A 21,719-nucleotide genomic window follows, 5' to 3' on the forward strand; every position below is an offset into this window, starting at 1 on the left:
CCCCCGCCGCGGCCGACCCCGCGAGTCGCCCGTTCCGACCCCGCGAGTCGCCCGTTCCGCGTCGGCGAGTCGCCCGTTTTGCGGGCACGAGTCGCCCGATCCCCGCCGTGGGTGTCTTCGCAGAGGGAGTGGGTCCCTCGCAGATGCTGTGGCTCTGCGAGGAACCCACCCGCTCTGCGAGGACGCCCCGCAGGCGGCGAGTCGCCCGCCTTGTGCGTGCGAGTTGCCAACTCTGCGGGTGCGTGCGAGGGCCGTCGCGCCGTTCTCCCCGAGTTGTGCACGTCCTGGACGGCGGGCCGCGCTCCGCCTGCGGCCCGCCCCCCACGAGGACGCCCCGCGCCCGGGCGAGTCGCCCGATTCGGCAGCGTTTGGCTCGTCAGCACCGGGAGGGTCGTGCCGTTCGGCGCCCGATCCGGGCGCATGGTCAGCCGGACGGCGGCCGATGCGCTAGAACGATCGCATGGCGCAGGCGTACGTGATCGGCACCTTCGACACGAAGGGCGCGGAACTGCAGTACGCCGCCGAACGGCTACGGGCCGCCGGCGCGGACGCGGTCACCGTCGACGTGTCGACCCAGCGCGGTGGGTCGGCGGCCGACGTGGCCGCGGAGGAGGTGGCGGCCCACCACCCCGGCGGCGCTGACGCGGTATTCACCGGTGACCGCGGCACGGCCGTCAGCGCCATGGCCGAGGCGCTGGTGCACTTCCTGGGCGCGCGCTCCGACGTGGCCGGGGTGCTCGGCCTCGGCGGCTCCGGTGGGACGGCGCTGATCACCCCGGCGATGCAGGCGTTGCCGGTCGGGGTCGGGAAGATCATGGTGTCGACGGTGGCGTCGGGGAACGTCGCTCCGTACGTCGGCGCCTCCGACATCGCGATGTGGTACTCCGTCACCGACGTCGCCGGCCTCAACCACATCTCCCGCCGCGTCATCGGCAACGCCGCGCACGCGCTCGCGGGCATCGTCCTGAACGAGATCCCCGCCACGGAGGACCGGCCCGCGGTGGGGCTGACGATGTTCGGCGTCACCACGCCGTGCGTCACGTCCGTGATCGAGCGGCTCGGGGACGCCGTCGACCCGCTCGTCTTCCACGCCACCGGCACCGGCGGGCGGGCCATGGAGAAGCTGGTGGACGACGGGCTCGTCAGCTCGGTGCTCGACATCAGCACCACGGAGGTGTGCGACCTGGTCGTGGGCGGAGTGATGGCGGCGACGGAGGACCGGCTGGGCGCGATCGCGCGCACCCGCGTCCCGTACATCGGATCGTGCGGGGCGCTCGACATGGTCAACTTCGCTGCCCCGTCCACCGTCCCGGAGCAGTTCGCGGATCGCACCTTCTACGAGCACAACCCGCAGGTCACGCTCATGCGGACCACGCCGGAGGAGTGTGTCGAGATCGCCCGGTTCCTGGCCCGCAAGCTCAACGCGTGCGAGGGGCCGGTGCGGTTCCTGCTGCCGACCGGCGGGGTCTCCGCGCTCGACGCGCCGACGCTGCCGTTCTGGAACCCCGAGGCCGACGAGGCGCTGTTCGCCACGCTCGAGGCCGAGGTGAAGCAGACCGACCAGCGCCGGCTCGTCCGCCTGAAGCACCACATCAACGACCCCGAGTTCGCCGACGCGCTGGTCAGCGCGTGGCAGGAGGTGCAGCGGTGACCCGCTTCGTCCGTGCGGAGCTCGTCGAGAAGTTCCAGGACATGGCTCGGCGAGGTGAACCGATCGTCGGCGGCGGGGCGGGCACCGGACTCTCCGCGAAGTGCGAGGAGGCCGGCGGCATCGACCTCATCGTCATCTACAACTCCGGCCGCTACCGCATGGCCGGCCGCGGCTCCCTCGCCGGCCTGCTGGCCTACGGCAACGCCAACGAGATCGTGGTCGAGATGGCGGCGGAGGTGCTGCCCGTCGTCGAGCACACCCCGGTGCTGGCGGGCGTCAACGGCACCGACCCGTTCATGATCACCGACCGGTTCCTGCGCGAGCTCACCGACCTCGGCTTCGCGGGGATCCAGAACTTCCCGACCGTCGGGCTCATCGACGGGGTGTTCCGCGCGAACCTCGAGGAGACGGGGATGGGCTACGGCCTGGAGGTCGACCTCGTCGCCGCCGCCCGCGCCGCCGACCTGCTCACCACGCCCTACGTCTTCTCCGCCGACGACGCCCGCGCCATGACCCGCGCCGGCGCCGACATCATCGTCTGCCACATGGGCCTGACGACTGGCGGTTCGATCGGCGCGGAGACCGCGAAGTCGCTGGACGACTGCGTGGAGCTGATCGACGACTGGGCCGCCGCGGCCCGCGAGGTGCGCGAGGATGTGCTGGTGCTCTGCCACGGCGGCCCGATCGCGATGCCCGACGACGCCGCCCACGTCCTCGACCGGACGAAGCACTGCCACGGCTTCTACGGCGCCTCGTCCATGGAACGACTGCCCACCGAGAAAGCCCTCACCGACCAGACCCGTGCGTTCAAGACCCGTCTCACCCGCTAGGAGACCCTCATGCCCCGCCCGTACGCCAGTGGTGTCGTCCCCGGCTCCGTCGAGGAGGTCTGGACCCTCGTCCGCGACTTCAACGGGATGCCTGCCTGGCATCCCGGTATCGAGAAGAGCTCGCTGGACTCCGGCGCGTCCGGCACCGAGGTGGGAGCAGTCCGTCGCCTGACGCTGGGCGGGGGAGGGGTGGTGGTCGAACGGCTCCTCACTCTCGACGACCTCAGCTACACCTTCACCTACCAGATCCTCGAGAGCCCGTTCGCGGTGCGCCGCTACATCTCCACCTGCCGCATGGCGCCGGTCACCGACTCCGGGCACACGTTCATCGAGTGGTGGTCGGACTACGACTCCGAGGCGGCGGACGAGGAAGAGCTCACCAAGACCTTCGCCGGTGGGGTGTACGGGGGCGGGATCAAGGCGTTGCAGGAGCGGTTCGGGAGCTGAGGCGGCGACTGTCGTCGGTTTCCGTGAAGGCCGCTGACGTTGCTGTCCTTGCTGCTCTCGTGCGGGAGCACTACGCGGCAGACCGGGTTGATACCGGCGTCACGGAATCGGCGATAGTCGAGCACTCCGACGGATCGCGGTCCGTCGTGTTGCCAGGGACCAGATGTTCGAGCCCTACCGCAGTTTCCGGTTGGTCGGTGCGGCTGCGGTTGGGCACACGCTTGTCATCACGTTCACGTGGGACGACGGCGCCGACGACGGCACGGTCTTCCTCATGCCGTTCGATGCTCGCGACATCGAGCTGGACATGACCGACAACATCGCCGTCACGACATTCCTGTCGCACCACCTCGAATTCACTCTCGGCGGCCCGCGGGAGAGTTGGGAGAGGGCGCGGACCACGCCGTTCGGGCCGCGGTTCTCGGTCGTCAGGCCGTACGGTCAGGGCTGATCGACTGACCGCCGGCCTCGCGGCCAGGACCGCGTATGAGCGGCTGTGCCACGATCCGGCCGTGGCGGAGTCGATCGGTCGACGGATAGCGGTCCACCGGCGGCGAGGCGGACCCGATCTCGCCGGTGTCGCCTTATGATGGACGGCTGGCCGCTCACCCTCGTCGTGTGCGGGGCCCCGCTGGCAGCACGCGCTGCCGAGGTGGCGAACGTGCTGAGCGCGCGGTGGGCGGTGTCGATCGTCTCCACGGAAGCGGCGGGGACCTGGTTCCAGGGTGCGACGGTGGACGAACGTCCACGTCCCGAGCAGGTCGTCGCCTGCCCGTTGACGTTCAACTCGGCGAACAGGGTGGCGGCCGGAATCATGGACACGCCCGCCTCCGGGGTGCTGTGTGACGCCCTCGGCGCCGGGATCCCGGTAGTAGCGGTTCCCATGGTCAACGACCGGCTCTGGGGCCATCCCGCGTGGGCGTCAACGCTGCGAGTGCTGAGAGAGGCGGGTGTCCGGCTGGTCGACCCGCAATCGGGGCGGATCGGCGAGGTGTCACCCGTGCGCTCCGGAACAGGTCCCGAGGTGGTCGCCATGTTCGACCCGTCGTGGGTGGTCGACGCGGTGGGCTGAGGCTCGCAGGGCTGTGCGGGTCGCACAAATGTGCGGATTGGAGGCTGCCGAGGACGATGTGCTTTCCGCGTGTTCATCTTCGACGGCGTGGCACGTGTGCTTGCTGATGGTGATCCCAGGGTGTGGCAACGGCTGCTCGACGAGCACGTTGCGGCGGCAGATGCGCGTTGCCGGGTCTGTTCGATCGGAGGTGGGCGTGGCCGTCCTTTGTGGCCGTGCCGGCTATATCTCGCCGCCAGCGGAGCCGCGGATATCGCAGGCCGTCGAAGCGCAGGCCGTCGAAGAAGGCATTGAGCGTCCTCAGGGAGCTGGCAGCCTTCAGCCTGTCATTTTCTCGAAGAACTCCTGCGTCTCGGGGTCGGTGGAGAACATTGCCGTCGCCTTCATCCCCCGGGTGAGGAGCACCTTGTAGGTGTTGCGCACCAGCGCCGGGAACTCCAGCTCGCTTGCCTTCTTCACCTGCCCGTCGAACGACCGGTCCCGCCGGGCGACCCACTGACCGTCACGGCGAACGAAGTCGTCGCCGAAGATCACGCCGGACCAGTCGTACTCGAAGCCCTGAGCTGTGTAGATGCAGCCGACCTGCCTGAAGCCGCGGGTGTCGCTGGCCCAGAAGTGCGACGCCGGCACGCCCGGCACCGGCTTCTCCGGTTTGGCGTTCCATGGCCGCCGCCAGTCGCCGATGACGACGTCGTCGACGAGGGTCTTGGTGCCCTCGACGATCGTCGGGTCGCTCCAGCGCCAGCAGTAGCCCGCTGCGACTCGGGCGGTGTCCCCTGAGTCGGGGCGCCGGGTGAGAAGCCATGACTCCAGTGCCTGCGGTGAGGGGAGCGCGGCGACCTGGTAGGTCTCATCGGTGTCGCGGGTCATCTCTGACCACGACATGGGCTCCGCCGAGGTGAGTCCCAGCAGGCGCAGGACCCACTGGTCGTAGACCTGCGAGCCTCCGCACCGGAACTGGCCGTTGAGGTGCACCACCGACACCTGGCAGTTCGCGTTCTCCGCCGCTGCCCGGATCTCCGCCTCGGTGCCCATCTCGCCGGGGCGTACGACCTGTCGTTCGTCCAGGAGGAAGACCGGGGTGCGAGCGACGTCGATCAGCTCCTGGATCTGCCGCTTCGCCTTCTGACGTTTGTCGGCCTTGGTGAACCGGTTGACGCTGGTCTCCCGGATGCGATGCGCCTCGTCACAGATCAGTACGTCGAGGCTGTTCGGTGCCTCACCGATGAAGGTGTTGAAGTACACGAACATCTGTTGGACGCGGGTGCTGCGCGAACCGACGACGATCTTCCGCAAGGTGTTGGTGAAAGAGCTGGAACCGGTCGCGTGCAGGACGGTGCGACCCTTCCGCCCGAGGTTTCCGAGCAGGCTCAACGCGATGACGCTCTTGCCCGAGCCGGGGCCGCCGATCACGACCACGACCGTCTTGGAGTTGTCCCGGTCCGCGGTCTCAACGGCCTGCTCGACGATCTTGTAGGCGACCTGTTGCTCGTCGAGCAGGACGAACTGCTCGCGTTCCTTGATCTCCGCGGCGGCGTGCTTCAGGAGCTGCTTGGAGGGCACGGTGTAGGCGGTCAAGAGCTCATCGGCTGCCTGGCGAGAGCCGACAGCGGTGGTGGGGTCGGTGTCGAGCAGCGTGGTGAGCCGGTCGAGGAACTCCTGGCGCTCGTCGCGCGTATAGAGCTGCCCGTACTCGTCGATCGTGTACCGGGACAGCTTCCAACCCTCGGCGCCGACGTTGTGCAGGTAGGCGATGCCGTGCACGCCACCGTGCCCGTTGGCCAGCATCGGTGTGAAGTCCACGAGCTGCTGGCAATAGCGGCGCACCTGTTCGGCAGGGTGCAGCACTGGCTGGCTGCCGTACTGCGGAACCTGGACCAGGTCGTCACCGGCGGACTCGGCATTCGTCCACTGCTTGAGTTCCACGAGCACATACGACGGCTTGCGCGTCTTCGGGTGTACGCCACACAGGAGGGCGTCGACGCGTTTCGGGGTGTAGGGCAGCTTGTGCTCCAGCAGCACCTCGACGTGCCCGAGACCAGCCTGCTGGAGGTCGGTCAGAAATGGCGGAAGGCTCAGCTCCCACGAGCGCAGCTCGCTGTGGCCTGTGCCGGCATCGAACTGGATCCGGGCCTGCTGGGCGAGCAGCTCGTGCAGCTCCTTCGCCTCGGCCTTCACCAGCAATGCGCTGGCATTGTCACGGAACAGAGCCACCCAGGTCCCCCACGAGAGCACGCGTCATCGGCGTGCGGGTGGGGGCAGCAACGAGCTCACGCTCGGTGCCCGTCGGGCCGCGGCGTCACTCTAGGCGAGCGGCCGTGCTGAGGCGGTGAGCGACCCGCTGAGTTGCGTCGGTCGCCGCACTCGACCGTTCGTGTGATCAGGAGCGGCCCATGTGACGATGTGAGCGCAGAAAGCGATCAATTGGAACGGGCCGTGTGCTGGCCCGTCCGAGGGGGGAGCGCGGTGGTACTGGAGCGGGATCCGCTCGTCCGTGGCCAGGTGAGCCGGGTGATGGCGGCCCCCAGGGCGGTTCGCGCGCTTGGTGTCGAGGTCGGGGTCGGCCTTGGGTCGTTACTCGGCGCGCTCGTACTTCGCCGCAGCGCAGCCGGTCAGTGAGCGCTGGAGGAGTCGTGGGTCTATGGGCGCCCGCCATCGTTGCGGGGATACCAGGCCTACTTGCGCTGGTTGTCGCCTTGCTGACAGGCCGGTCGCAAAGGCGTAATGCTGCCGATATCGAGAAGCTACGCCGCACGTTGGATGAGGAAAGCAAGCAGCGTGCGCTGGTGCAGCGCTACCAGGAGCCCTTGGCAAGAGCTGCGTATGACCTGCAATCAAGGTTGTGGAATATTCTGCGAGGACCTTTTCTTGAAACCCATGTACATGAGCCAGAGGGTCGTGGATGGCTCTATGCCCGGGACAGCACGGTCTGGCTCTTCGCGCAGTACTTCGGCTGGGTAGAAATCGTCCGGCGAGAGATCCAATTCCTTCCCATTGGTGAGCACGACCAGAGTCGGCGGCTCCAGTCTGCGCTGGGAAAAGTTTCCTATGTCTGTTCGACGGACAGAGAGATCAATGACGGTACTTTCCTGATTTTCGGAGCCGAACAGCGAGCACTGGGTGAGCTGATCATCGTCGAGGGACACGACGCCGAGGGACGGACGCGCACGAGCTGCATGGGATTTGCAGCGTTCCGGGCTGCCGTCGAGGATCCCGACGGTCAACTCGGCCTCTGGTTCACCAAACTGCAGGAAGACACGGCGAAGACTGCCGGCAAGAACGTTGGTCGGGAGCGGCTTCGTCTCCTGCAGCATGCCCTTGTTGATCTGGTCGACATCCTCGATCCCGCACCAGCGCACGTCCGCTTCCCCAGCGACCGGGGACGCGCGTGACGTTTGGTAACGGTCCCTCGACAGTTCCCGAGAGCGGGGCCGATGCGCCGTACACAGCAGTGAGCAAGGAGCGAGGGTGACCTCAGAACAGCCCGCACAACCGATCGCCATCACCCTCGAAGCCCGGTCGGTCCTCAGCTACGCGATGGCCCACAACGAGATCCCCGTGATCTCCCGCCTCGCCATCGAGCATGTCCCCGCCGACATCCAGGCAGCGCGGCTCAGGCTGGCGGTGGCCGATGCCACCGGGCCGATCGGCGACCCGCAGGAGATCCTCCTCGACCTGCAGGCCGGGCTGCCCACGGTCCTGACCGACATCAGGCTCCTGCTCGAGCCGGCGGCGATGTTGCAGGTGGAGGAGCAGCGGCCGGCGGTGATCCAGGCGCTCCTGGAGATCGACGGCGAGGTGTACGCCGAGCAGGTCTTCCGCACGTGGGTGCTGGCTGCCCAGCAGTGGCTCGCGACCCCGCCCGCGCTCGCGCTGGAGATGCTCGCCGCGCACGTCATGCCGAACCACCCGGCGGTCACGGCCCTGATGCGCGAGGTCGCCCAGCACCTGGAGGCCGGTACGGGCAGCCCTTCTCTGGACGGTTACCAGGCCGGTCCGGAGCGCGTGGACGAGATCGTCGCCGCTGTGTACGCGGCGATGCAGGCACGCGGCATCCGCTACGCCGAGCCGCCCGCGAGCTGGGCCGACATCGGGCAGAAGGTCCGGACTCCGGGCGAGGTGCTCGACGACCGCGTCGGGACCTGCCTGGACACCGTCGTCGTCATGGCCGCCGCGCTGGAGCAGGCCGGCGTGCGGCCGCTCATCTGGGTCGTCGACGACCATGCCTTCCTCGGCTACTGGCGCGAGGCGACGTCCCTCGGCGCGGTCGCGGAGTTCGACACCGCCGGTGTGGTCAACCGGATCGACCTCGGACAGATCGGCCTGGTGGAGACCACGGCGCTCACGGTGCGTCCCGAGGCGGTTCCGTTCGCCGAGGCGCAGCAGACGCCGTACGGGGCCTACCTGACCGGCGATCTCGCGAACGTGATCGGTGTCGTCGACGTCCACCAGGCGCGGGTGGACCGCATCGTCCCGCTGCCGGCCCGGACCCGGAGTGACGACGGGCAGGTGGTCGTCACCGCGTACGTACCTCCGGTGGCGAGTGCAGCCGGGTTCGCACCGGATGCCGGGCCGGGCCGTGTCGTGCCCGGGAGAGTTCCCGAACCCCGGAGAGTCACCACCTGGAAGAACGCCCTGCTCGATCTCAGCCTGCGCAACCGCTTGATCAACTTCACCCCGCGCTCGGCGTTGTCGCTGGCCGTGCCGGAGCGGCGGCTCGGGCTGGTCGAGGACCTCCTCAACCGGGACGCCGCGATCACCCTGCGCCCGGCGGACGATCTCGCTGCCGTCGATCGTGAGCGGGGCGTCCGCCACGGCCGCGACCTGCCGCAGGCGCAGCTGGTCGATCTCCTGGAGGAGAAGCGAACCGTCCACGTCGATGTCACCGACGCCGCGTACGCATCGCGCATGCGCAGCGTGGCCTACAAGGCGCGGACGGTCGTCGAGGAGACCGGCGCCAACAATCTCTACCTGGCTCTCGGCTCGCTCGTGTGGGACCTGGACGGGCGCACGCTGCGCTCCCCTCTGATCCTGGTGCCGGTGGTGCTCACACCGGCGGGCCGCGGTGGCCGCTACCGGCTCTCCCTCGACGAGGCGGGCTCATCGACCCCGAACTATTGCCTCCTTGAGAAGCTGAGGCAGGTGCACGGGCTCGAGATCCCCGGGCTCGCCGATCCGGTCGCGGACGACTCGGGCATCGACGTGGAGGCCGCGTTCCGGGCGACGCGCCGGGCCATCGACGCGCGCGGGCTGCGGTTCCGCGTCGAGCCGACGGCCGATCTCGCCGTGCTGCAGTTCGCCAAGTTCCGCCTGTGGAAGGACCTCGACGAGAACTGGGCGACGTTCGAGGCGAACCCGCTCGTCGCGCACCTGATCCGGACGCCGACCGATGCGTTCGCCGACCCGGTGGACGCATCGGCCGCGTACGACCTCGACGGTCTGGACGAACGTTGCCCCGTTCCGGCCGACGCCTCTCAGCTGCGGGCGATCGCGGAAGCCACGGCCGGCCGCACGTTCGTCCTGGAAGGCCCGCCCGGCACCGGCAAGTCACAGACCATCACCAACCTGCTGACGCACGCGGTCGCGGAGGGCAAGCGCGTCCTGTTCGTCGCGGAGAAGCGGGCAGCGCTCGACGTCGTGCAGAAGCGGCTCAAGGCGGTCGGCATGGGACCGTTGTCGCTCGACCTGCACGACAAGGGCAGCAAGCCGGCGGCGGTTCGCGAACAGATCAAGAAAGCGCTCGACCACGTGGTCGCCGCGGATACCCAGGACCACGCCATCAAGGTCGAGGAGCTCCGTTCCGCCCGCCGCGGCCTCACGCGGTACGCCTACCGGCTCCATGAGCGCAACGGCGCCGGCCTGGCCCTGTACGAGGCGCGCAGCGCAGAGCTCGCGATCGGTGACGACGTCGCACCGATGCCGCTGCCCGAGTCCGTGCTGGCCGGAGGTGATCCGGACACAGTGGGACGGCTGCGGCAGCTGTTCAGCACCCTGCCCGAGCGCGCGGACGCTGCACGGCCGCGACCTGAGCACCCGTGGGCCTTCATCGACTCCGTGGCGGGAGTCGACGTCCCGGCGGTGCACGTCGCTGCCCGGCGGTTCGATGCAGCCGTACTCGCGCTGCCCGACGTCCTCGATCCGGCGCTGGCAGCGGTCCGGGTGCCGGCGGATCTCGCCGTTCTCGCCGAGCTGGTCGACGTCGCGCTCCCGCTGCAGGTGCTCGACGAGTCGCGCTCACGCACCTGGGCAGATCCAGTTGTGGCGATCGTGAACGAGGTCGCAGACTTCGCCGCGGCACCGCATCCTGGGCTGGACGTCGTCACGCCCGACGTCCTCGGCCTGCCGATCGCCGACATCGACGCGGAGGCCAGGGCGGCAGCTGCATCCGGCTTCTTCGGCCGGAGGAAGCGCCTCTCCGCTGTGCGTGACCGGCTCGTCCCGGTGCTGCGGCCCGGTGCGGCCGTCAAACCGAAACGACTCACCGAGCTGACCGGCAAGCTCGTCGATCTCGTCGAGGCCGTCCAGACACTGGCCGCGAAGATCGACGCGATCCCGGGTCTGGAGCTCCCGGCCGCCTGGAACCCCTTCACCGAGGAGGGGCGCGTCGCGCTCACGGCTCGGATCGACCGGGTGCGCCGGGCCGGCCACCTGGTCGATCCGGCGGAGTCCACCCCGGAACGGGCGCCGTTCGTCCAGGCGCTGCGGGAGGTTCTCGACGGCGGGGTCGACGCCGACCCACGACCTGTTCATGAGGCCGCCGCAGCCGCGGAGGCGCTGCTCCAGGTCTGCTGCAGCACACCGGCTGCGGTTGCCGAGTGGGCAGGCGTGCCTGGTCTCCTGGGTCGTTGGCAGCTCACTGCGGCGGAACGCGGCCTCGCCGACCCGCAGCTCGGTTCGCTGCGGTGCTGGCTCGACCTGCTCGCCCACCTCGAGCCGCTGCGAGCGCAGCACCTCGGTGAAGCGCGGGCTGCGGTGCTCGCCGGCTCGCTCGACCCGGATGACGCGCGGCGGTCGTTCGAGCTCGGGCTGGCTCGCGCCTCGATCGCGGAACGGCTCCGGACCACGGGGCTCGAGAGCTTCGACGCAGGCGCCCACGAACGCTCGATCGCGCGGTTCGTCACCGCGTCCCGCGCGGTGCGGAACCACCTGGCCACCGTCGTCCCGCAGCAGGTCCTGTCAGCCCGGGGCTTCAACCCACGCGCCGCAGGTGGCCAGGTCGGCCAGCTGCAGCGGCAGCTGACCACCAGGCGTGGCGGCATGAAGGTGCGCGAGCTGATGAGCACCTTCGGTGACGTGATCACCCGCGCGCTGCCGTGCGTGCTGGTGAGCCCGGACTCCCTCTCGCGGTTCTTCCCCGCGACCGCCGGCCTCTTCGACATCGTGGTGTTCGACGAGGCCTCGCAGGTGCGCGTCGCCGACGCCATCGGTGCCATGGGCCGGGCCAGGTCAGTGGTGATCGTCGGCGACAGCATGCAGATGCCACCGACGTCGTTCGCGGAGAGCAGCTTCGGATCGGACGACCTCGATGCCGAGAGCTCCACGGACATGGTCGAGGACGAGGAGTCGATCCTCACCGAATGCGTCCAGGCGCGGGTGGAGCGCCACCGGTTGTCGTGGCACTACCGCAGCCAGGACGAGTCACTCATCGCGTTCAGCAACCACCACTACTACGACGGCGGCCTCTCCTCGTTCCCGGCGCCGGCGACCGGCGATACCGGCATCTCCCTGAGGCGGGTCGACGGGCACTTCCACCGTTCCGGCTCCCGCGCGACGTTGCGGACCAACCCGGTCGAGGCGGAAGCGGTCGTCTCGGAGATCTGGCAGCGCTTCGCCGAGTCACCGGACGTTGCACCGTCACTCGGCGTGGTGACGTTCAACCAGCAGCAGCGCACCCTCATCGAGGGTCGGCTGCGGGACATCGGCGACCAGCGCGTGATCGACGCGCTGGAGGACCCGGACGGCCTGTTCGTCAAGAACCTCGAGAACGTGCAGGGTGACGAGCGGGACGTGATCCTCTTCTCGACCGCGTTCAGCGTCAACGACAAGGGCGTGCTGCCGCTGAACTTCGGCCCGCTCAACCGTGCCGGCGGCGAGCGCCGCCTGAACGTCGCGGTGTCCCGCGCCCGCCGCCAGGTGATCGTCTTCTCGAGCTTCTATCCCGGGCAGCTGCGCACGGAGGAGACGTCGTCGGTCGGGTTGAGGCACCTGCGCACCTACCTCGAGATGGCGGCGCACGGTCCGTCGGTGCTGCCGCGCACTGCGCAGCGCAGCACGGTTCCCGACCGGCACCGCGAGGAGATCGCCTCCCGCCTGCGGGACAGAGGCGTGGAGGTGCAGACGAACGTCGGGCTCTCGGAGTTCGCGATCGATCTCGTGCTGGGCGATCCGGAGAAGCCCCGCGTCGCCGTCCTGCTCGACGGTCGGGCATGGTCGCAGCGCCTCACCGTGCGGGACCGGGACGCGCTGCCGCGTGAGGTCCTGACCGACGTGCTGCGCTGGCCGGCCGTCGAGCGGGTGTGGCTGCCGACGTGGCTCGCGGATCCGGACGTGGTGATCGACCGTCTCGTGACCGCTGCCGGGGAGGCGCCGCGACCCGCGGCGATCGTCGAGATCGAGCCACCGGTGGCAACGCCTCCGTCCCCGGTCGTGCCGGTCATCGCCTCGGCCGGGGCAGTGGCGCCCCCGCGCGTCGATGTCGTATGGCCTCCTGCACCCGAGGTCTTCGTCCCGTGGCCGGTGCGCCACCTCGGGAGCGTCGACGTCCTGGACGCTCTTCCCGAGCGGGCGGCGGCGTTGGCGGTGTCGGCGGCACTCACCGCGGTCGTGGACGCGGAGGGGCCGATCCACACGGACAGGCTGGCGCAGCTCGTGGCGAACGCGTTCGGGCTGCGGCGCGTCGCGGAGACCCGGAGGACGGCGATTCTGCGCCACCTGCCGCGAGCGCTGCGGCGGGACGACGTGGAGTCGGTCATCTGGCCCGACGCCCGGGCGCCCGAGGAGTGGGAGGGGTTCCGCAGCACCCCGGAGGGGGTGGACCGCCCGCTCGAACACGTGCCGCTGCGCGAGATCGTCAATGCGATGGTGGCCGCCACGAGAGCCGCAGCCGGGATGTCGCGGGAGGAGCTGCACCGCGAGGTGCTGGCCGTGTTCGGGTGGCGACGGCGGACCCGCGGTGCCACTGAGCGAATGGATGCGGCGCTGGAACTCGGCGTCCGGTCCGGTCGGTTGCGGTTCGACGGGGCGATGGTCGTGCCGAACTGAACGGACGCGAACTCGACACCCTCCTCCCGGACAGCTGCTCCTGCTCGCCCGATCGCAGGGCGCGCCTCCTCTGAGCCGCTGCTAGTTTCCGAAGCTCGAACGGCGACCTCAGGGAGAGATGCGGGGTGCAGACTCCGCGGAAGGGGCGGTGGGCACGACCGCGACCGGAAGCACCCTGCGCCTGACCGCGCCGTTCCTGCCCGTCGGGGCGGCGCTGTTCTGTGTCCAGCTCGACTTCTTTTCCCTCACACTCGCCCTGCCCACCATCGCCGACGACCTCGGCACCACGGTCACCGACCTGCAGTGGCTCCTGAGCGGCTACATGATCGCGTTGGGCTCGCTGCTCATCCCGGCCGGCCGGGCCGGTGATGTTCTGGGCCGGCGCACGGTGCTGCTGCTCGGCGTCGGGCTGTTCGGGCTCACGTCGCTGGTCTGCGGGCTCGTGTCCTCGGTCCCGGTGCTGATCGCTGCCCGCATCGCCCAGGGCGCGGGGGCCGCCATGATCATGCCCACGGCGTTCGCGCTGGTCACCAACGCCACGAGCGAGGAGATCCGGCCGCGCGTCACGGGGGCGCTGTTGGGGATCGCGGGTGTCGGCACGGCACTGGGGCCGGTGGTTGGCGGGGTCCTGGCCTCGACCGCCGGGTGGCGCTGGGTGCCCGCCGGAGTGGATCGATGCGTTGCGCGCCCCGCGTCCGGAGACGTGATCCCCGCTAAAGACGTCAGGCGCCCGGCGACGTCTCAGCCGCTATGGGCCTTCGCCTCGTCGATCCAGGTCTGGCACTCCTTCTCCGAGAGTCCACGTACGGAGCCGTGCCTCGACTCGATCATCTGCTTGAGGTTGGCGGCGTTGCGATGGCGCAACTCCTTGATCGAGTCAACCCCGACGCTCTTCAGGATTTCGGCGTAGCGGGGGCCGATGCCCTTGATCTCTGCCAGGTCGTTCTCCACATGAGCCATGTTTTCTCCCTCTCGTCCCGATGATCCCGCCTCATCCGGCTGTTCCCGTCGGTGAAGATCCCCACACGCGAACGCGGAAGCCGGGTGTCGAAACACCCATACGTGCATGAACCGCCCGATCATGGGGAACGATCCGGTGTGCCGGAGAAGGATGCGTACACCGTCGAGCCCTGGTGCGTGCGGGAGCCGAAGCTGCGGCTCGACGTGCTCGCCGACACCGAGACCGTCTTCGCGCTGTCGAACGGCTGTCTCGGCCTGCGCGGCACCCTCGACGAGGGTGAGCCCGTCGCGCAGCGAGGCAGCTACCTCGCCGGGTTCCACGAGTTGCGCACGTTCGAGTACCCCGAGACGGCCGCGGGGGACCCCGAAGCGACACAGACGCTCGTCAACACGATCGACGGCACCTTCGTGCGGTTGCTCGTCGACGGCCACCCCTTCGACGTGCGGAGCGGGGAGCTGCTCGACCACGAGCGGGTACTCGATCTGCGGGCCGGGACGCTGCGGCGTCGAGCGCGGTGGCGCACCCCCGACGACCGGGTCGTGGAGATCGAGTCGGAGCGGCTCGTGTCGTTCGCGCACCGCAGCGGGGCGGCGATCCGCTACAGCGTCCGGGCCGTCGACGCGCCGGTGGAGGTCGTCCTGCAGTCGGGCCTCGTCGCGAACGCCCAGCTGCCCGACCTGCCGTCCGTCCCGAGTCCCGACGACCTTCTGAAGCACCCGCTGGTCGGACGCGATCACCGGGCGTCCGGGACCCGCCTCACCCTGGTGCACCGCGCCCGCCGCTCCGGTCTTCTCGTCGGCGCAGCCGCCGACCACGAGCTCGACGCCCCGCAGGACTTCGAGGTGCACGCGGAGAGCGAGGAGGACGCGGCCCGCTTCACCGTGACAGGACGGCTCGAGACCGGCGCCGCGATCACCCTGGTCAAGTACCTCGGCTATGCCTGGTCCGGGGACCGCTCGCTCTCGGCCGTGCGGGACGAGGTGGCGGCGGCGGTCACGGCGGTGCGGCACACGGGCTGGGACGAGCTGCTCGCCGCCCAGCGGCGCACGCTCGACGAGTTCTGGGAGTCGGCCGACGTCGAGATCGACGGCGACGACGAGCTGCAGCAGGCGGTCCGGTTCGCGCTGTGGCACCTGCTGCAGGCCACGCTCCGCGCGGAGGGCCGGGCGATCGCCGGCAAGGCGCTCACCGGCACCGGGTACGAGGGCCATGCGTTCTGGGACACCGAGACCTTCGTGCTGCAGGTGATGACCGCCGTCCGGCCCGAGGTCACCCGGCACGCCCTGGGGTGGCGCCACGCCATCCTCGACAAGGCCCGTGCCCGCGCCCGTCAGCTCGACCTGCAGGGAGCCGCGTTCCCGTGGCGCACCATCGCAGGCGAGGAGTGCTCGGGCTACTGGCCGGCGGGCACCATCGCGTTCCACGTGAACGCCGACATCGCCGACGCGGTGATCCGCTACGTCGACTCCACGGACGACGAGGAGTTCGCGCGCACGACAGGGCTGGACCTGCTGGTGGAGACGGCGCGGCTGTGGATGTCGCTGGGACACCACGGCCGGGACGGAGCGTTCCACATCTACGGGGTGACGGGCCCGGACGAGTACAGCGCACTGAGCGACGACAACGTCTACACGAACCTGATGGCGCAGCGGAACCTGCGCGGTGCCGCGAACTGGGCGCAGAAGCACCGTGACAGCGCCGAGGCTCTCGACGTCGGGGACGACGAGATCGCGTCGTGGCTCGACGCGGCCGACGCGATGTTCGTGCCCTATGACGAGGATCTGGGTGTGCACCCGCAGGCGGCCGGGTTCACCGACCAGCCCCGGTGGGACTTCGCCGGCACCCCGGAGAACCACTACCCGCTGCACTCGCACTACCCGTACTTCCAGCTCTACCGCAAGCAGGTCGTGAAGCAGGCCGACCTCGTGCTCGCGATGTTCCTGCGGGGGGACGCCTTCACCGACGAGGAGAAGGCCCGGAACATGGATTACTACGAGCAGCTGACGGTGCGCGACTCCTCGTTGTCCGCGAGCAACCAGGCCGTGCTCGCCGCCGAGGTCGGCTACCTCGACCTCGCACACGACTACGTCGCCGAGTCGGCGTTGGCGGACCTGCGCGACCTCGAGCACAGCACGGCCGACGGCCTGCACCTCGCGGCGCTGGCCGGCACCTGGATCGCGATCGTCGCGGGGTTCGGCGGTCTCCGGCAGGTCGACGCCGTGCTGCACTTCCGGCCCGCGCTGCCGAGCAGGTTGCAGCGGCTGTGTTTCCGCATGTGCTTCCGTGGGCGCCTGCTCAGGGTGAGAGTGGAGGCGGGAACGGCCACCTACGAGGTGCTGCGTGGCGAGCCGCTGGTCGTGCTCCACGAAGGCAACGAGGTGGAGCTGACCGCCGGCGTGCCCGTGGAGCGGCCACTGACCCCGCGGGAGGAGCGCACCCCACCACGCCAACCGGAGACCCGCGCTCTCGGCCGGCGGGCCCGCCCGCCCGAAGCCGCCTGAGCGGCGTGGCCTCCTGCTGACGCCTCGGGGCCTGCGCTGCGCCGGTCATGTGCACGGTGCCGGGTCTGTCGAAGTGATCCGGCAGTAGATCGCGCCCTGGCACCCGCCCAGCTCGGTCGACGGGCATCACCGTTCGCGCTCGACGTCGCTCACGCGCTCGGTGCCGTTTGGCCGGCGGTGTCCGTATCGGCATCGCCCGTTCGGCCCGGCTGCCCCGGTCTTCACGCCCGGGTGGTCCGGCCGTTGCGCGGTGGTTGTGGAGGGTTGTGCTGTGAGTGATCCCCTTGCGCCTCTGATCAGTAGTTGGTCTCGCTAAAGGAGATACATGCCAGAGCACACTGCTAAGCCGAGGCCCCACTGGTCGCCCACCCGGCGACAGCTGCTGCGGGTCGGTGCGGTCGGTGCCGCTGCGCTCGGTGTCTCGTCTCTGGGGGAATCCGCGGCGTGGGCCCAAGCAGGTCCGGCCGGAGGGCCGGTGCGCGAGCCGTTCACGCTCGGTGTGGCCTCCGGTGATCCGATGCCTGACGGTGTGGTGCTCTGGACCCGACTGGCCCCTGAGCCACTCGCCGAGGATGGGCTCGGTGGCATGCCCGACAGGCCCGTGCCGGTGCAGTGGGAGGTGTCCAAGGACGAGAGCTTCCGTCAGGTGGTGGCCCGGGGGACCGAGCTAGCCCGGCCGGAGGAGGCGCACTCGGTGCACGCCGAAGTGGCGGGCCTGCAGCCCGGTGCTGCGTACTTCTACCGCTTTCGTGCAGGCTCCGAGCTGAGCCCCGTGGGCCGCACGAAGACCGCGCCGGGCCCCGGCGCCCGGTTGGACCGGTTCGCTTTCGCCCTGGCCAGCTGCCAGAACTACCCGGCAGGGTTCTACACGGCCTACGCCCACATGGCCGAGGAGAACCTCGATCTGGTCGCCTTCGTCGGCGACTACATCTACAACGGGGACGGTCAAGGAACCATCGGGCGGGGCTGGCTGCCGGTTCGTGAGGTCAAGACACTGTCGGATTACCGCGTTCGGCTGGGGCAGGTCAAGAGCGATCCTGATCTGAAGGCGGCGCACTCCGCATTCCCGTGGGTGGTCACCTTCGACGACCATGAGGTGGCGAACAACTGGGCCGGCGACGACGCCGACCCGGATGTCCCCGTGAGCGAATTCCTCGCCCGCCGCGCGGCCGCGTTCCAGGCGTACTACGAGCACATGCCGCTGCGCCGGGCGCAGCGACCGGTCGGTCCGGACGTACAGATCTACCGCCGCCTGACCTTCGGCGATCTGATCGATCTCTACGTGCTGGACACCCGGTCGTACCGTAGCGACCAGGTCCCGCAAGCGCAGCGGTACGACCCGAGCCGCACCATCCTCGGCGATGTGCAGGAGAGCTGGCTGAGTCAGGCGCTGGCCGGACCCACGGCCCGCTGGAACGTACTGGCCCAGCAGGTGTTCTTCTCCCAGAGAGACTTCACTGCCGGCCCGGATCAGGGCTTCAACGATGACTCCTGGGACGACTACGCCGTGGCGCGCGATCGACTTCGCGACCATCTCGCCACGGTCGGAACGAGCAACCCGATCGTGCTCTCCGGCGACGTCCACATGAACTACGTCTGCGACATCAAGGCCGACTTCAACGACCCCAACTCCAGAACGGTGGCCACCGAGTTGGTAGGGACCTCCATCAGTTCGGAGGGCGACGGGAAGGCGAACCCGGTCGGCGACGCAAAGCAGATGGCCGAGAACCCGCACATCAAGTTCATCAACCGCGACCGGGGCTACGTGCGCACTGTCGTCACTCCCACGGAGTGGACCGCAGATTTCCGGACCGTCGACTATGTGTCCCGGCCCGGGGCCCCAGTAGGTACCCGCGCCAGCTTCGTCATCGAGGACGGGCGGCCCGGCGCAAGGTCCGTCCAGCCGCCTCCGGGGTGATTGCCGCGTAGTCGGCGCCGGCTGCCGACGTCGCCTCCGTGGTCGGCGACTGGCGATACGTCCGGAACGGCGCGACAGTGCCTTGCGACGTCACCCGCTTGATCGTCAGACGCTCTCGAAGAACAGGAAGTCCCCGACCTGGGTGGTCTCGAGCTGAATCCGGTCGGCCAGGTTCGCGCTGACCCACGAGGCGGCCAGCGCATTGGCTTTCTGGGCCTGCTCCGCTGCAGCAGGGAGGGGCCAGGAGCGACCCAGCGCGCCACCGTCGCAACGTGCTGTTGAAAACCCGCACCGCCAGGTCCAGAGTGCGGGGGTGGCCGCGCCCTGACGCCGGCTTCCGTGAGGTTGAGCTGATGCCGAAGTACGTGTACGAGTTCAGCGAGGGCGGCAAGGACCAGAAGGACCTGCTGGGAGGCAAGGGGGCCAACCTCGCCGAGATGACGCGGCTCGGCCTGCCGGTGCCGCCGGGGTTCACGGTGACGACCGAGGCGTGCCGGCGGTACCTGGCCGACGGGGTGGTGCCGCCGGAGCTGCGGGTGCAGGTGACGCGGGCGCTGCGGGCGTTGGAGGACAAGGTCGGCCGGCAGCTCGGGGACCCGAAGGACCCTCTGCTGGTGTCGGTGCGCTCGGGGGCGAAGTTCTCGATGCCCGGGATGATGGAGACCGTTCTCAACATCGGGCTGAACGATGTGTCGGTACGGGGTCTCGCCGCCGTGTCGGGCGACGAGCGGTTCGCCTGGGACTCCTATCGGCGGCTGATCGCGATGTTCGGCAGGACCGTGCTCGGCATCGACGGGGAGTCGTTCGTCGAGGCGATGGACGCCATGAAGCGCACGCGCGGCGTCACCCAGGACGTCGACCTCGACGCGAACGACCTCGAGGAGCTCGTCGAGGCCTACAAGAAGGTGGTGCACCAGGAGACGGGACGGTCGTTCCCGCAGCAGCCGCGCGAGCAGCTCGACCTGGCGATGAACGCCGTGTTCGACTCCTGGAACACCGAGCGGGCGCGGCTCTACCGCCGCCGCGAGCGGATCCCGCACGACCTGGGCACCGCGGTGAACGTGGTCGCGATGGTGTTCGGCAACCTGGGACCGGACTCGGGGACCGGGGTGTGTTTCACCCGCGACCCGGCCACCGGCCGGCAGGGCGGCTACGGCGACTACCTGCCCAACGCGCAGGGCGAGGACGTCGTCGCCGGCATCCGCAACACCCTCACCCTGGCGGACCTGGCCGAGCGCGACCCGGGGTCGGCGAGCCAGCTGTACGCGGTGATGCGCCGGTTGGAGACCCACTACCGGGACCTGTGCGACATCGAGTTCACCATCGAACGCGGCAAGCTGTGGATGCTGCAGACGCGGGTCGGCAAGCGCACCGCCGCCGCCGCGTTCCGGATCGCCGCCCAGCTCGTCGACGAACAGCTGATCACGATGGACGAGGCGTTGCAGCGGGTCACGGGCGACCAGCTGGCACGACTGATGTTCCCGCAGTTCGACCGCTCCGCCACTCGGACCCGACTCGCCACCGGCCTGGCCGCCTCGCCGGGCGCGGCCGTGGGGGAGGCCGTGTTCGACTCCGCCACGGCCGTCGCGCGTCACGCCGCCGGCGACTCGGTCATCCTCGTGCGCCGGGAGACCAACCCCGACGACCTCGAGGGCATGATCGCGGCAGCCGGGGTGCTGACCAGCCGCGGCGGTAAGACGTCGCACGCCGCCGTGGTGGCCCGTGGCATGGGACGCACGTGCGTGTGCGGGGCAGAGGCCATCGACGTCGACGCCGCAGCCCGAACGGCCCGCGTCGGCGACATCGTCGTGAACGAGGGCGACGTCATCGCCATCGACGGGTCCACCGGCGAGGTGTTTCTCGGCGACGTGCCGGTGATGACCTCACCGGTGGCGGCATACCTGGAGGAGGGCCTGGACACCGCCCTGTCCGGGGCGGACGAGGAGACCGCCGAGCTGGTGCAGGCCGTGCACCGCGTCCTCACCCACGCCGACGCCACCCGGCGCCTCGGGGTGCGGGCCAACGCCGACACCGGCGAGGACGCGGCGCGCGCCCGCCGGCTCGGCGCCGAGGGCATCGGCCTGTGCCGGACCGAGCACATGTTCCTCGGCGACCGGCGCGCGCTCGTCGAGCGCCTGATCCTCGCCGACTCTGCTGCCGCGCGGTCCTCGGCGCTGGAGGCGTTGACGCCGAGACAGCGCGGCGACTTCGTCGAGCTGCTGGAGGCGATGGACGGGCTGCCGGTGACGATCCGCCTGCTCGACCCGCCGCTGCACGAGTTCCTGCCCGACCGGACCGAGCTGTCCGTCCGGGTCGCGGTCGGACGGGAACGCGGGGAGGACACCGCCGCCGGCGAGACGCTTCTCGCCGCGGTGGAGAGGCTGCACGAGTCCAACCCGATGCTGGGCCTGCGAGGTGTGCGGCTGGGGCTGGTCGTGCCCGGGTTGTTCGCGATGCAGGTCCGCGCGATCGCCGAGGCCGCCGCGGATCGCATCAAGGCCGGCGGCGACCCGCAGGTGGAGATCATGGTTCCGCTCGTGGGGTCGGTGATGGAGCTGCACCTGATCCGGGACGAGACGGACGGCGTTCTCGCCGATGTCGCCGAGCGGGAGGGCGTCACCCTCGACATTCCCGTCGGAACAATGATCGAGCTGCCCCGGGCGGCGCTCACCGCGGGGAGGATCGCCGAAGCCGCCGACTTCTTCTCGTTCGGCACCAACGACCTCACCCAGACCGCGTGGGGGTTCTCCCGCGACGACGTCGAGGCGGCCTTCTTCGCCGCCTACCTGGACAAGGGCGTGTTCACCGTGTCGCCCTTCGAGACGCTCGACGCCATCGGCGTCGGCAGGCTCGTCCGCATCGCCGTCGAGGAGGGCCGGCGCGCGCGGCCGGGGCTCAAGATGGGGGTGTGCGGCGAGCACGGCGGCGACCCGGAGTCCGTGCACTTCTTCCACGAGGTCGGGCTCGACTACGTCTCCTGCAGCCCGTTCCGCATACCCGTCGCCCGCCTCGAGGCGGGCCGCGCCGCCATCACCCACGACGACACCGCCGCCGGCCTGGCCGGAGCCCGCTGACGAG

Annotated in this window: 12 protein-coding genes and 1 pseudogene; 11 read left to right on the forward strand and 2 right to left on the reverse strand. The window is 69.9% G+C overall.

Annotation, left to right across the window (positions count from 1 at the left end):
• The first annotated feature begins 460 nt into the window (after window positions 1-460).
• From HF577_RS08885 to HF577_RS08905, 5 genes are all read left to right on the forward strand, one after another.
• Entirely contained in the window at window positions 461-1,651 is a 1,191-nt protein-coding gene (locus tag HF577_RS08885; RefSeq protein ID WP_169395279.1) for a Tm-1-like ATP-binding domain-containing protein, read from the forward strand.
• Window positions 1,648-2,481, forward strand: a complete 834-nt coding sequence (locus tag HF577_RS08890; protein WP_169395280.1) for a phosphoenolpyruvate hydrolase family protein — start codon at window positions 1,648-1,650, stop codon at window positions 2,479-2,481. The genes HF577_RS08885 and HF577_RS08890 overlap by 4 nt, the downstream gene beginning before the upstream one ends.
• A 9-nt stretch (window positions 2,482-2,490) precedes the next feature.
• Window positions 2,491-2,928: an SRPBCC family protein gene (locus HF577_RS08895; protein WP_169395281.1), complete on the forward strand. Its 438-nt coding sequence runs from the start codon at window positions 2,491-2,493 to the stop codon at window positions 2,926-2,928.
• A 163-nt stretch (window positions 2,929-3,091) separates the two neighbouring features.
• Window positions 3,092-3,379, forward strand: coding sequence for a hypothetical protein (locus HF577_RS08900; protein WP_169395282.1), 288 nt, complete (start codon window positions 3,092-3,094; stop codon window positions 3,377-3,379).
• A gap of 135 nt (window positions 3,380-3,514) precedes the next feature.
• Entirely contained in the window at window positions 3,515-4,000 is a 486-nt protein-coding gene (locus HF577_RS08905; protein ID WP_169395283.1) for a flavoprotein, read from the forward strand.
• A 318-nt stretch (window positions 4,001-4,318) separates the two neighbouring features.
• On the opposite strand, the gene HF577_RS08910 is transcribed toward HF577_RS08905, so the two are convergent.
• Window positions 4,319-6,214: a DUF2075 domain-containing protein gene (locus tag HF577_RS08910; protein WP_169395284.1), complete on the reverse strand. Its 1,896-nt coding sequence runs from the start codon at window positions 6,212-6,214 to the stop codon at window positions 4,319-4,321.
• Between the two features lie 419 nt (window positions 6,215-6,633).
• Here HF577_RS08910 and HF577_RS08915 point away from each other — a divergent pair, with 419 nt between their 5' ends.
• The 3 genes from HF577_RS08915 (at window position 6,634) to HF577_RS37360 (ending at window position 14,171) form a co-directional block, all read left to right on the forward strand.
• Complete coding sequence (locus HF577_RS08915) at window positions 6,634-7,392, forward strand: hypothetical protein (RefSeq protein ID WP_169395285.1); 759 nt, start codon at window positions 6,634-6,636, stop codon at window positions 7,390-7,392.
• A 76-nt stretch (window positions 7,393-7,468) separates the two neighbouring features.
• Window positions 7,469-13,261 (forward strand): DUF3320 domain-containing protein, encoded by a 5,793-nt coding sequence (locus HF577_RS08920; RefSeq protein ID WP_211173993.1) that lies wholly within the window; start codon window positions 7,469-7,471, stop codon window positions 13,259-13,261.
• Window positions 13,262-13,379: 118 nt separating this feature from the next.
• Window positions 13,380-14,171 (forward strand): MFS transporter, encoded by a 792-nt coding sequence (locus tag HF577_RS37360; RefSeq protein WP_246266114.1) that lies wholly within the window; start codon window positions 13,380-13,382, stop codon window positions 14,169-14,171.
• Here HF577_RS37360 and HF577_RS40100 read toward each other — a convergent pair.
• Window positions 14,075-14,344: pseudogene (locus HF577_RS40100) on the reverse strand (DUF4332 domain-containing protein); the annotation flags it as partial. The gene HF577_RS37360 and the pseudogene HF577_RS40100 sit on opposite strands and share 97 nt — an antisense overlap.
• Window positions 14,345-14,359: 15 nt before the next feature.
• Between HF577_RS40100 and HF577_RS08930 the strand changes: the two are divergent.
• From HF577_RS08930 to ppdK, 3 genes are all read left to right on the forward strand, one after another.
• Window positions 14,360-16,723, forward strand: a complete 2,364-nt coding sequence (locus HF577_RS08930) for a glycoside hydrolase family 65 protein (protein ID WP_169395286.1) — start codon at window positions 14,360-14,362, stop codon at window positions 16,721-16,723.
• A 325-nt stretch (window positions 16,724-17,048) separates the two neighbouring features.
• Window positions 17,049-18,641 (forward strand): alkaline phosphatase D family protein, encoded by a 1,593-nt coding sequence (locus HF577_RS08935; RefSeq protein WP_169395287.1) that lies wholly within the window; start codon window positions 17,049-17,051, stop codon window positions 18,639-18,641.
• A 353-nt stretch (window positions 18,642-18,994) separates the two neighbouring features.
• A complete protein-coding gene (gene ppdK, locus HF577_RS08940; RefSeq protein ID WP_169395288.1) occupies window positions 18,995-21,715 on the forward strand; it encodes a pyruvate, phosphate dikinase in 2,721 nt (906 codons plus the stop codon).
• The last annotated feature ends 4 nt before the right edge of the window (window positions 21,716-21,719 follow it).

Source organism: Pseudonocardia xinjiangensis (assembly GCF_012911925.1).
Taxonomy (GTDB): Bacteria; Actinomycetota; Actinomycetes; order Mycobacteriales; family Pseudonocardiaceae; genus Pseudonocardia; species Pseudonocardia xinjiangensis.

What these genes read in the sequence shown, in the direction of transcription:
- HF577_RS08885 (WP_169395279.1), top strand. Translation starts at nt 461, where the DNA reads ATGGCGCAGGCGTACGTGATCGGCACCTTCGACACGAAGGGCGCGGAA.
- HF577_RS08895 (WP_169395281.1), top strand. Translation starts at nt 2,491, where the DNA reads ATGCCCCGCCCGTACGCCAGTGGTGTCGTCCCCGGCTCCGTCGAGGAG.
- HF577_RS08900 (WP_169395282.1), top strand. Translation starts at nt 3,092, where the DNA reads ATGTTCGAGCCCTACCGCAGTTTCCGGTTGGTCGGTGCGGCTGCGGTT.
- HF577_RS08905 (WP_169395283.1), top strand. Translation starts at nt 3,515, where the DNA reads ATGATGGACGGCTGGCCGCTCACCCTCGTCGTGTGCGGGGCCCCGCTG.
- HF577_RS37360 (WP_246266114.1), top strand. Translation starts at nt 13,380, where the DNA reads ATGCGGGGTGCAGACTCCGCGGAAGGGGCGGTGGGCACGACCGCGACC.
- HF577_RS08935 (WP_169395287.1), top strand. Translation starts at nt 17,049, where the DNA reads ATGCCAGAGCACACTGCTAAGCCGAGGCCCCACTGGTCGCCCACCCGG.
- ppdK (WP_169395288.1), top strand. Translation starts at nt 18,995, where the DNA reads ATGCCGAAGTACGTGTACGAGTTCAGCGAGGGCGGCAAGGACCAGAAG.